Origin of the sequence: Panacibacter microcysteis, assembly GCF_015831355.1 — a bacterium.
Classification (GTDB): Bacteria; Bacteroidota; Bacteroidia; order Chitinophagales; family Chitinophagaceae; genus Panacibacter; species Panacibacter microcysteis.
Map to the genome: position 1 here is coordinate 2,035,626 of NZ_JADWYR010000001.1, position 10,701 is coordinate 2,046,326.

Below are 10,701 nucleotides of genomic sequence, written 5' to 3' on the forward strand. Positions count from 1 at the left end.
AGCCGGGTGTTTTTATTTTTTGATGTGTAAGGTATAAGCGATTCTGTAAACAGTTGTTGTCATCCAAAATAAAACCGGTTCATAAAACTAAATTTTACAACGTATATGAAGGGATAACTGGAAAATCTACAGATGTTTAAAGTTACTTCAAATTGTTATTGAATCGCCGAAGGTTTTCATAAAGAAAATAATCGGTGCCTGCCGCTGCAAAAACCGTTGTTTCCTGTGGCGTGCCCATGCAAAGCTTACTGGCAGGGTAATTGTCATTCACATAACAGCTAACTATTCTTTCATAAAAAAATTATAGCAGTATGAAAAATTTATCAGGTAAGAAAGTTGCTATTCTTACAGAAAATGGATTTGAAGAAGTGGAACTAACCAGCCCAAAACGTGCGCTGGAAGAGGCTGGCGCAACAGTACACATAGTATCTCCGCAGGATAAAAAGGTAAAAGGCTGGGATCATGACCACTGGTCACTCGAATTACCGGTGGATGTGGTATTGCACAATGCAAAACCGGAAGATTACGACGCGTTGTTGATACCGGGTGGTGTGATAAATCCCGACCTGATGCGTGTAAACAAAGAATGTGTAAGTTTTGCCGCACAATTTATTGAAGAGGGCAAGCCTGTAGGTGCAATTTGTCACGGGCCGCAATTGCTGATTGAGACTGGTCTTGTAAAAGGAAAAAACATGACTTCTTACCCTTCTGTTAAAACCGATCTTGAAAATGCAGGTGCACTTTGGGAAGACAAGGAGGTTATCGTAGATAATGGACTGGTTACAAGCCGGAGCCCCAAAGACCTCGAAGCTTTTAACAAAAAGCTGATAGAAGAAATATATGAAGGCGCACACCAGCCTGCCTGATTATTTAACAATATTGTTTGTAAAAACCGGCACGTGGCAGGGTAATTGCAAAATACACACGAATTAAAAGATATAACCATGAAAAAGATCATTTCAACATTACTTGTTGCCAGCGCAATAGTTGGTTTTACAGCATGTGGCGAGCCTAAACCGGCAACAGATTCAAGTCCTGAAGGTACTAGTATGGATAGCAGTAGCACTACTACTCCTATGCAGGGTGATACTACCAGTACACCTATGCAACCTCAGACTGACACAACACAAAATTAATTGGTGTAATATATTATAACACGAATTATCTCTTTGGTTTGATAGAGGGTTAAGCCACTGCCAACAGCAGTGGCTTTTTATATGTCGGGCATCAATCTTCAAACTTTTACACTAACGGTTCATTCCCTTTTTTATACACTTCGTAACGTGATTTGTGTGCCCTGTCTCAATGTACTTTTCACACAGGTTTTTTGGTTGCAATTTTACATCATCAAAATGATTAACACTTAAAACGCACAACCATGGAACATCAGAAAAGAAGAAGGATGCAGCACAAAGTGGAACTATCTACGCTGTTAAAGCTGGTTGTTGCATCCTCAAAAGAAAAAGTAGCCAACAATGTAACAACAGAGAATGTGTGCAGGCAGCTTGCACAGGAAGCACTCGATGCCATTCAGCGCAACGACCTGTCATTAAACGCATACAAACTATCAGCTTAGTACACTGGTAGCATATAAGAGCTTACAGGACAGAAAAACCTTTCTTGCAAACACCGTTGCTAACTTATCACCCGCTAACCATGCGGGTTTTTCTTTTTATGAACCCGGCAGCAGTATGGCTATTCATCATCGTTGCGTCGCACACTTGTACAGCAAAACTTTATGCAACATTTCCGGGTGCAACAGCGCACACAGGGCAACAGCTACCTGTAACCAAAAGCGGCCATACAATACAAATAACAGGTATACTGGTTATCTTGCAACAATGGAAAATGCAGACGGGCTAAACCCGGAACTCTTAGTACAACTTGTGCAAATGAAAATGCCCTTTGGTAAGTATAAAGATGTTGTGCTGTGCGATCTGCCGGCAGCATACCTGGAATGGTTTCAGCGAAAGGGTTTTCCAAAAGGTAAATTGGGCTTACTGTTGCAAACAATGTACGAGATAAGGCTCAATGGCCTCGAGCATTTACTCGGGCCGTTGAAGAAAAGATAGAAATTATTCCCGGTCCAGTTTTTTCCTGATGTATTCCACAATGGTCGGGTCTTCCAGGCCTTCCATATCGCTTAGTGCAAGCTCCAGTGCTTTATTGCTTTTCCATATTTCCCACAATGAAATGATTAATGATGTGGCAAAAGAAACCAGTGCCAGCGCAAACGTTATGTTTGCTGCAAGCGTATTGCCGGTATGAATAAGGTACATACACACAATGCACAGCAAAAAACTTAGTACACCAAATGCCTGCATGTTTTTAATAAGCCTGAGGCGAAAACGCAGGTTTTTAATCTGCCCGTGAATGACTGTATTTTGCTGCTCGCTTTTGTATTTATCATGCAGGTTACGCACAAGACTTGCCAATGCCAGGAAGCGGTTGGTATACGCCAGCATAATCAAACTGATGGCAGGAAAAAGCAGGGCTGGTGTATTAATTGTTATATCCATAAAATGACTGTTACTAATACTGCAATATAATTACCATTAAAAATAAAAGCCATGATTTCATCCGCTTACATGCCATAAATAACCATTGGTGTTTTCTGCATATGCATGCATGTAATGCATGGTTACTTTTACATTGTTTCCAACCGGTGTAATTACAGCACCACTTAACCACAGTTTTTACATAACCAGGCGGCATAACCTGCCACAAGGTTGTTTGCTAACACTATTCACTTATTATAATCATTTTAAACAAGCACAAACATGAAAAAGTTCTTATTGATCACGATTGCCTTTATAGGTGTAAGCTTTTATTCCAAAGCGCAGTGCGACAGCACCATAAAATGGAATTGTAACAAATTAAAAATTACCGATGCATCGGGAAATGTACTGGTGGAGAAAGACGAAAGATCAACCGTTGTAGTAGATAAAAAAAGTGTAGTCATTACACCGGAAGATGCCAACGGCGAAATGACCGGTACAGTAAGTGCATTTGACTGTAACTGGCAGCAGTTGGGCAAAGAAGGCAAAACAGTTGTAAAGGCAGATATAACAGATGGCTCCGGTAATGTACGTCATGCAACAATTACCATAGAAGCGGCAAAAGGTAAAACTACTATTACGCTTGTAGCGGCAGAAGAACAAACAACAATAACGCTGGATGTTGCTGATTATGCTGTAGTAAAATAACCGATCTCAAGATCGTCGCATAGTGGTGTACAATTGCCGGCTGTTTTTACCTGCGCTAAGGTCTTCGCGTTTGCTCAATATAGATTTAGCCGTACAAGTGTGCGACGCAACAAATGCATCATAGTTATTCAACTGCCGGGCCCATAAAAAAGCCGGTATTGCTGTAAACGGGTAACGATTTAATAAACGAGCAATACAGCCACGTATAAGCCAAGTTTATTAAATTGCCTGCTTACAGCAATTTTATTTATGGAAAACAGGAGAGACTTTATAAAGAAGGCTGCAATGCTTGCAGGTGGTGCAGGTTTAATGAATGTTTTGCCACCGGCAGTGCAGAGAGCACTGGCTATAAATCCTGAGCCGGGTACAACCTGGCAGGACGCAGAACACGTGGTGCTGCTGATGCAGGAAAACAGGTCTTTCGATCATTGCTTTGGCATGCTGAAAGGCGTGCGGGGCTTTAATGATCCGCGTGCTATAACACTGCCTGATAAAAATAAGGTGTGGTTGCAAACCAATGCCAAAGGTGAAACTTATGCTCCTTTCCGTTTAAACATAAAAGACACCAAAGCCACATGGATGAACTCGCTGCCACATTCGTGGAGCAACCAGGTAGATGCCCGCAATGACGGCAGGTACGATAAGTGGCTTGATGCCAAGCAGGCGGGCCACCCTTATGAAAATATACCCATGACCATGGGCTACTACACCCGCGAAGACATTCCGTTTTATTACGCACTGGCAGATGCTTTTACAGTGTGTGATCAACACTTCTGTTCTTCGCTGACAGGTACCACACCAAACCGCTTATTTTTCTGGACCGGTAAAGTGCGGGAAGATGCAAACAGCAAAGCAAGAGTGCGTAACCAGGATACTGATTACGATGCTGAAGCTGCATGGAAAACGTTTCCTGAAAGACTGGAAGAAAACGGTGTATCGTGGAAAATATACCAGAACGAAATAAGCGTGGGCGTTGGGTTTGAAGGTGAAGAAGATGCATGGCTTGCCAATTTTACCGATAACCCGATCGAATGGTTTACACAATACAATGTACGTTTATCAAAAGGGTACCTGGCATACCTGCAAAAAGCTGAAAGTCTGTTGCTGCCAAAATTAGAAGGGCTGAGAAATAAAGAAGCACTTGCACAAGGTGAAGAAAAGAAAAAGATAAACAGCAGCATTGCTGATCTTGAAAAGAGACTAGAAACGGTAGCGGCACATAAAAAGATTTATACCAAAGAAAAATACGAACAGCTTTCTCCGCTTGCAAAAAACCTGCACGACAAAGCTTTTACAGTAAACAGTGGCGATGCACATTATCACGAACTGGCGGAGCTTACTTATAAAAGTGGCGATAAAGAAGAAAAGCTTGCTCTGCCAAAAGGCGATGTACTGCACCAGTTCAGGCAGGATGTACAAACCGGCAAATTGCCCACTGTTTCATGGATAGTGGCACCTGAAAATTTTTCCGATCACCCTACTGCTCCATGGTACGGCGCATGGTATGTGAGTGAAGTAATGGACATACTTACACAAAACCCTGAGGTGTGGAAGAAGACAATTTTTATTCTTACGTACGATGAGAACGATGGCTGTTTCGACCATGTGCCCCCGTTTGTGCCACCGCATACCAAGCAACCTGCAACAGGGTTGGTAACCGGCAACATTGATACAACTGTTGAGCACGTAAGTCTTGAACAGGATTTAACATATTATCCCAAAGACGAAGCACGGGAAAGCCCGGTAGGCCTTGGTTACCGCGTGCCGCTTGTAATTGCTTCTCCGTGGAGCCGCGGTGGTTGGGTTAATTCAGAAGTGTTTGATCATACATCCTCACTACAGTTTCTTGAAAAATTTATTAGTAGTAAGTTCATTAAGAAAGTAGAAGAAACAAACATCAGTGCATGGCGGCGAACGGTGTGTGGAGATCTCACTTCTGTTTTCAGGCAATACAATGGCGAACAAACAGGGGCGTTGCAATTTCCATCAAAAGAGACGTTTATCGAATCTATACACCAGGCAAAATTCAAAAGCATTCCGGATAACTACAAACAATTGACTGCAGAAGAAATAGCGGTAGCCAATAAAAGTCCTAAAACATCTCCATATATGCCGCAGCAGGAGAAAGGTGTAAAGCCTGCTTGCGCATTGGCTTACGAGTTGTATGCTGATGGCAACCTGGGTGCCGACAGGAAAATGTATATGATTAAACTAAAGAGCGGTAATACTGTATTTGGTAACAGATCTTTAGGTGCACCGTTTCAGGTATATGCGTACGACAAAGACTTACTGGTAAAGTCTTATACACTTGCCGCCGGTACAGAACTGGAAGATAAGTTTCCATTAAACACCGCCGGTGGCTATGATATTCACGTGCATGGCCCAAATGGTTTTTACCGTCATTTTATGGGCCACGAAAAAGACCCGCGGTTAAAAGCACAACTAAAGCTTGAGTTTGAAAAAGGTGGCAGCAATAAGCTCACCGGTAATCTTATGTTGTGGTTGTACAATGTAGGCAGTGCACCGTTTACCGTGCAGGTAAAAGACAATGCTTACCGCAATGGTACGCAAACGACTACTATACAGGGCAGCTCACAGGAGATCATCATATTAAATCCCGGGGTTACCGCCGGCTGGTACGATGTAACGGTTACGGTCGATGGCAGCAACAATTTTATCAAGCGTTTTGCAGGTCATATAGAAACAGGTAAACATAGTTTTACAGATCCGCTAATGGGTGGTACAGTTTAAAATTGCTGACACAAATTTTGGGTAAGCAATAAAGTGTTGCCGGCATTGGTCTTTCATGGCATCGCCTGTTGTGTCACTCACTTGTACGTTCCGTGTACCTGGGGGCTGCAGCGATCTGTTTTATTGTGACGCTTTAGGTTTTGTGTGGTAATAATCTTTGAGAATGGTAGTAACAAGCGGCCTGTAGTACTTCCAGAAAAACGCTGCCCTGTTCAATTCATCAAAATGATTATAGAATAAAAACTTCATACTTTCCACCGCGCTAAACCGGGATGAGAAAAGGTTCACCGGGTTGTCTGAAAAATCTGCAGAAAAGTAAAAGAATGTATAATCGTTCTGCCGGTGGTATTGTACCGCCGGGAAGGAGCAGGGAATACCTTTTTCTGTGAGCGATTTTTTACCGGCTTCATTTACATCTATCGAAAAATTTGCAATAACGGTATTTACTGCTGTATCAGCCATTGTTACATCAAACCAAAAAGGGTAGGGCATAGTTTGCGGCAGGTTAAAATGTGCTGTGCCTGCTGCGTTGGTAATGATCTTTGGCAGCGCATCATTCAAATGATTTTTCGTTTCAAGTATTACTACTTCATCTGTTGTGTTTACAAATACAATTCCTGCCTTCTTAAAATTCCACTGGTTGTTATGATCCCGTTGATAGTCGCGTATGATCCAGCGTGGCAGTTCAGGGTTTTCTAACGTGTCTAGGGAATTAAAATACCTGCCCGTCCAGCCGGTCCATCGCAGTCCGAAGTTTTCTTCAAACCGTGCTCTTATATGATCATTGGTAGGCGAGCCAATGCAGTTAAATTCTGTAAGAATGAGTTTATGCTTAGCTTTCATCATTTCCAGATAGTGCATATCTTCTGTGCTCATACCACCATAAACAATACCGGATCGCTCTGTTTTCCTGTTTTCCTTATACCATTCGTTACGGTAGATACCGTACGCATCTGTTACATATACAAGATCAGCATCGTTGCTCAGTTTTTCAAGATCGTTTGTTGAAAACCGTTCCAGGCCTTTTAGTTTGTATTGTTCATCTTTTCCCGGAAAGAAGCCAAAATAGTCACTGCTCACATCATAAAGGCTTGTTTTGTTTTTGGTATATTTTTCATGGTTCAATACCCATGAAAAAGATGCATGTTCCTGTCCTTTTGATGTAAGTACCGTTTTGTCTATTATAGCGGCTACCAGTTGTTTTTTTGGCGTACACAGCCATGCCATATACATCCATAGTGGTGTAAGCAAGACAGCGCCAGCCAGCACACGTTTGATGTTCCTGTTCATTTACTTAAACCTCCTTTGGTAGCCAATGCCAACCTGCACCTGGTTGCCCTTTGCACCATTGCTTTGCTCCTGGTTAAGAACAGATGCGTTTACAGAAAGTATATTTAATACACCAAGCCTGTGTTTATATTCTGCAGATGCTTTGTATGTCTTCAGGTTTGCTGTGATCAGTTGGTTAATACTCCTGTCATCAGGAGAGATGCCTGAGCCGAGCAGCAATTCAATATAGTCATCTGTACTACCAAAGTAATACCTGCCAAATGCATTGTAAGACTGCGACAGACCACTTCTGCCCGGGGTAAGATAAGTTCTTGCACCAAAAAGATAGCTTTTGTAATATTTGCCAATATATGCTGTCAAAATGTTGGTAGGCGCAGAGAAGTATAAATAGCGCCAGCCAGCTTCGGCTTCAAAACTTGCGGGCAGGTTGGCATACAGCGAAAAACCGGCTCGCCACCTTGGAAATACACCAACATTATCAGAATAGCCGGCACTTACATAACTATAAAACGTTTTGGATATGCGCGGATAAGCGTCTGCCTCATATTGAATGCCGTTTTCATTGAAACGGTTTGCATAATTGATCCTTCCCGTTACAGAACCTTTCATTGTTTGCCTGGTAAACGACAGTGATGCAAGATGCCACGGAGTAGTAGAGTTAAATTTCTTATCAAATGTTACAAGATCATAAGCTATGCCGATCTTATTTAACGATACACTGTTTTGAATGCTGCTGGCAAGGCTGAGCGCCGCTGTATTGCCACGGTTTTTAGCGAGTAAAATATGTACAATAGAATCTGCCTGCCTGTAAGCATGCATAGCAGCAAGTACCTTTGCTTTTTTTAGCAGCAACTCCTGCGATGCCGCATTGTATTGCAGAGCGCTGTTCAATGTTTGCAAAGCTTCATTGTATTGGTCAGTCCAGTAATACATATCGGCCAGTGCTGATGAAGCATCTTCGTGTGCCGGCCTTGCCGATAATACCTTCTTAAAGCAGGCTGCGGCACTATCATAGCTGTTGGTCCATGTATACAGTCTGCCGAGGAAGATTTGAATATCGGCATAGTCAGGGCTTAGCGAAAGCGCCTTAATACAATACTCTTTGGCTTTGTTATAATCTTTTTGTTCAAACGCCGCATGCCTTGCAGCGGTAAATAAACCATCGCTGGTAATTGTGTCAGTTTGCTGTGCACACATACCTGTACAAAGCAACAGGGCGAAAATTGCAAGCCCGTATTTGAGTTTGTAAAAGCGATGAATAAAATAAGAGCACTGTGTATACATTCGGTTGTTACTTAAAGGTTATACCTGCTGCAGGTTTTTTGAAACAGTGCATGTAAAAGAGCCTGCACAAAACTGTTGCAGGTGAGAATGGTATGTAAAACATCTTTTCATCTGGATATTGGCTTTGTTTTTTTCTTTTATAATGTACCCGGCTTTCTCCTATCCATCAGGCGCCTGTTGCGTCGCACTCTTCAACTGAACCAATACAACCGGGCATGTGCGAAGACCGAACTAAAGCATCTCGACAACAATATCGCAATTCGTATACACATTGTTTTTTGACCGCTACAACTCTATCAATACCTCGGTGCCCTTCCCCGCCTCACTTTTAATGGTTATCTCTTTGCCAACTTCTTTCAATAGTTCTTTAACAAGAAAAAGGCTTACACCGCTGCCACTTTCGCCTGCAGTACCTTTCGTGGTCACAAACTCACCAGCACCGTTCAGCTTATCAAGTTCGCGGGGTGCAATGCCGGCACCGCTGTCGGTAATCTTCAACACTTCCTTGTTATTCCTTCTGGTGGTGGTAAAAATGATGCTGCCACCTGTTGTAAATTTTATGGCATTGTTCAATACAGATGAAATAGTAAAAGCAATTACCGCCTTGTTTGTATAAATATGTTGACCGGGATTTACCGCGCTTACAATAGTGTTTCTTTTGCCGGTGTTCACGCTTTCGAGTTGCCGGCACTGTTCGTCTATACAATCTTTTAACAGCAAATATTCTCCTGCACCTGTTGCATGCAGCAATGCCTTACTCCAGTCTGAGACAATATGTGTTAGCTGTACAACCCTGTTAAGGTCTTTCAGCAGCATGCCTTCCAATTCTTTTGCATCGTTTGCATCAATCAGACCTGATGTATGTAATTCAATAATATTTTTAAGGGCGCTCAAAGGGTTCCTTATATCGTGCGCAACCTTAAACACGATCTGCTCCATCTTACGCTTCAAAACAGCATGCTCTTTTTTGTCATGCTGCTGTGTGGCCACTATTGCAGCCTGCCTGGCAAGGCTATGCAGGTTGTTTTGTTGTGTTGCTGTAAAAGATTCAATACAAGGATGCGCAATGATAAAAGCGCCTGTATATTGCTGCTGGCCTGTTATAATTGGCACACTGGCATAAAAGCGATAGTGGTGCAGTTGTTTAAACCATTCTGTTGGAGGTAAGCCGTTAGCGTTTGGCATACAAAACGCTCTTGGTGTTTGCAGGAACGCCACCGCCTGTTCATCAAAACCGGTAATTGTTGTAACGGTCTCGCCACTATAAGTTATGGTATGGTAACTAAGTTCTTCCCACAGGTGAATGCTTACCAAAGCAGCGGGAAAACAGCTTACTGCAAGATCAATGATATGTTGAAAGTCTTGCTGGTATTTTGAAGGAGTATATGTTTTGGTAAGCTGCATGCGCACACATTTCGTAACGCCGGTAAAACCAGTGATGGTAAAAGACGTGCTTTATAAATGAGTGTTTGATGCTTTTTATTGCATTGCCTGATTACTATTATGGCAAGCCTGTTATATTTTTATTTTCAGCATAAGTTTTTTGCCAGGGAAATTTTAGCCTACATACCAGTTGGTCTTTGCTTCGGTCTTCGCTTTGCTCATGCCAATTCCTGCAGTTGAAGAGTGCGACGCAACGGAAGCTCAGCAGATAGCCTGTAGATGGGTTACAAAAAATTGATAATATGTTGAGGCTGTTTGTAGTTATGATACTACACTTACGAAAATAATAGCTGCCCGTAATACTAAAAGTGCGTGTTAGTATGTTTATTTATGATTGTTAAGAACCAGCGTTGTGAAGGAAACTACCAGAATCTTGATTGCAGAAGATGAAGCTTTGATGCTTAAAACCATTTCCATTAAACTCAGGAAAGATGGCTACGATGTAATAACCTGCCAGGACGGACAGGAGGCAATTGCGAAGATCAATGAGCTGCATCCTGACTTGGTTATTGCAGATATTATGTTGCCCTATGCATCTGGTTTTGAAATTGTAAACGCAGTAAAAGCGATCGCCGAAAAGAAAATATACGTGATCATGTTATCTGCACTGGGACAGGAAAAAACAGTGGCCGAGGCTTTTAGTCTTGGTGCTGATGATTATATGACGAAGCCTTTTAGTTTATCAGAACTATCGATCAGGGTAAAGAAGCTGATCAGGTAAAATGAG

The 10,701-nt window shown here is 42.2% G+C and carries 11 protein-coding genes; 7 read left to right on the plus strand and 4 right to left on the minus strand.

Annotated features, from left to right (window positions below; all coding sequences use genetic code 11):
* Nucleotides 1-311: 311 nt before the first annotated feature.
* From I5907_RS08210 to I5907_RS08225, 4 genes are all read left to right on the plus strand, one after another.
* The gene (locus tag I5907_RS08210) at nucleotides 312-866 is read left to right on the plus strand and encodes a type 1 glutamine amidotransferase domain-containing protein (RefSeq protein WP_196990232.1); all 555 of its coding nucleotides are present in this window, start codon (nucleotides 312-314) and stop codon (nucleotides 864-866) included.
* A 78-nt stretch (nucleotides 867-944) separates the two neighbouring features.
* Nucleotides 945-1,136, plus strand: a complete 192-nt coding sequence (locus tag I5907_RS08215; protein WP_196990233.1) for a hypothetical protein — start codon at nucleotides 945-947, stop codon at nucleotides 1,134-1,136.
* 242 nt (nucleotides 1,137-1,378) lie between these two features.
* Nucleotides 1,379-1,576: a hypothetical protein gene (locus I5907_RS08220; protein WP_196990234.1), complete on the plus strand. Its 198-nt coding sequence runs from the start codon at nucleotides 1,379-1,381 to the stop codon at nucleotides 1,574-1,576.
* 265 nt (nucleotides 1,577-1,841) lie between these two features.
* On the plus strand, nucleotides 1,842-2,072 hold the full coding sequence (locus tag I5907_RS08225) for a DUF3820 family protein (RefSeq protein ID WP_196990235.1): 231 nt from the start codon (nucleotides 1,842-1,844) through the stop codon (nucleotides 2,070-2,072).
* A gap of 3 nt (nucleotides 2,073-2,075) precedes the next feature.
* On the opposite strand, the gene I5907_RS08230 is transcribed toward I5907_RS08225, so the two are convergent.
* Nucleotides 2,076-2,519: a DUF2721 domain-containing protein gene (locus tag I5907_RS08230; protein ID WP_196990236.1), complete on the minus strand. Its 444-nt coding sequence runs from the start codon at nucleotides 2,517-2,519 to the stop codon at nucleotides 2,076-2,078.
* A 261-nt stretch (nucleotides 2,520-2,780) separates the two neighbouring features.
* On the opposite strand from I5907_RS08230, the gene I5907_RS08235 reads away from it, so the two are divergent.
* Both I5907_RS08235 and I5907_RS08240 read left to right on the plus strand, forming a co-directional pair.
* The gene (locus I5907_RS08235) at nucleotides 2,781-3,206 is read left to right on the plus strand and encodes a hypothetical protein (protein ID WP_196990237.1); all 426 of its coding nucleotides are present in this window, start codon (nucleotides 2,781-2,783) and stop codon (nucleotides 3,204-3,206) included.
* A 249-nt stretch (nucleotides 3,207-3,455) separates the two neighbouring features.
* Nucleotides 3,456-5,957 carry a phosphocholine-specific phospholipase C gene (locus I5907_RS08240; RefSeq protein WP_196990238.1) on the plus strand — a complete coding sequence of 834 codons (2,502 nt, stop codon included), beginning with the start codon at nucleotides 3,456-3,458 and terminating at the stop codon, nucleotides 5,955-5,957.
* A 120-nt stretch (nucleotides 5,958-6,077) separates the two neighbouring features.
* On the opposite strand, the gene I5907_RS08245 is transcribed toward I5907_RS08240, so the two are convergent.
* The 3 genes from I5907_RS08245 to I5907_RS08255 all read right to left on the minus strand — a co-directional run bounded on the left by I5907_RS08245 (nucleotide 6,078) and on the right by I5907_RS08255 (nucleotide 9,935).
* A complete protein-coding gene (locus tag I5907_RS08245; RefSeq protein ID WP_196990239.1) occupies nucleotides 6,078-7,247 on the minus strand; it encodes a hypothetical protein in 1,170 nt (389 codons plus the stop codon).
* Nucleotides 7,248-8,531 carry a YaiO family outer membrane beta-barrel protein gene (locus I5907_RS08250; RefSeq protein WP_196990240.1) on the minus strand — a complete coding sequence of 428 codons (1,284 nt, stop codon included), beginning with the start codon at nucleotides 8,529-8,531 and terminating at the stop codon, nucleotides 7,248-7,250.
* A gap of 285 nt (nucleotides 8,532-8,816) precedes the next feature.
* Entirely contained in the window at nucleotides 8,817-9,935 is a 1,119-nt protein-coding gene (locus I5907_RS08255) for a GAF domain-containing sensor histidine kinase (protein ID WP_196990241.1), read from the minus strand.
* 412 nt (nucleotides 9,936-10,347) lie between these two features.
* On the opposite strand from I5907_RS08255, the gene I5907_RS08260 reads away from it, so the two are divergent.
* Entirely contained in the window at nucleotides 10,348-10,695 is a 348-nt protein-coding gene (locus tag I5907_RS08260) for a response regulator transcription factor (protein WP_231401998.1), read from the plus strand.
* Nucleotides 10,696-10,701: the final 6 nt, after the last annotated feature.

Bases quoted from the DNA above. Each gene is read 5' to 3' on its own strand.
- I5907_RS08210 (WP_196990232.1), top strand. From the start codon at position 312: ATGAAAAATTTATCAGGTAAGAAAGTTGCTATTCTTACAGAAAATGGA.
- I5907_RS08235 (WP_196990237.1), top strand. From the start codon at position 2,781: ATGAAAAAGTTCTTATTGATCACGATTGCCTTTATAGGTGTAAGCTTT.
- I5907_RS08225 (WP_196990235.1), top strand. From the start codon at position 1,842: ATGGAAAATGCAGACGGGCTAAACCCGGAACTCTTAGTACAACTTGTG.
- I5907_RS08255 (WP_196990241.1), bottom strand. From the start codon at position 9,935: ATGCAGCTTACCAAAACATATACTCCTTCAAAATACCAGCAAGACTTT.
- I5907_RS08245 (WP_196990239.1), bottom strand. From the start codon at position 7,247: ATGAACAGGAACATCAAACGTGTGCTGGCTGGCGCTGTCTTGCTTACA.
- I5907_RS08240 (WP_196990238.1), top strand. From the start codon at position 3,456: ATGGAAAACAGGAGAGACTTTATAAAGAAGGCTGCAATGCTTGCAGGT.
- I5907_RS08220 (WP_196990234.1), top strand. From the start codon at position 1,379: ATGGAACATCAGAAAAGAAGAAGGATGCAGCACAAAGTGGAACTATCT.
- I5907_RS08230 (WP_196990236.1), bottom strand. From the start codon at position 2,519: ATGGATATAACAATTAATACACCAGCCCTGCTTTTTCCTGCCATCAGT.
- I5907_RS08215 (WP_196990233.1), top strand. From the start codon at position 945: ATGAAAAAGATCATTTCAACATTACTTGTTGCCAGCGCAATAGTTGGT.
- I5907_RS08250 (WP_196990240.1), bottom strand. From the start codon at position 8,531: ATGTATACACAGTGCTCTTATTTTATTCATCGCTTTTACAAACTCAAA.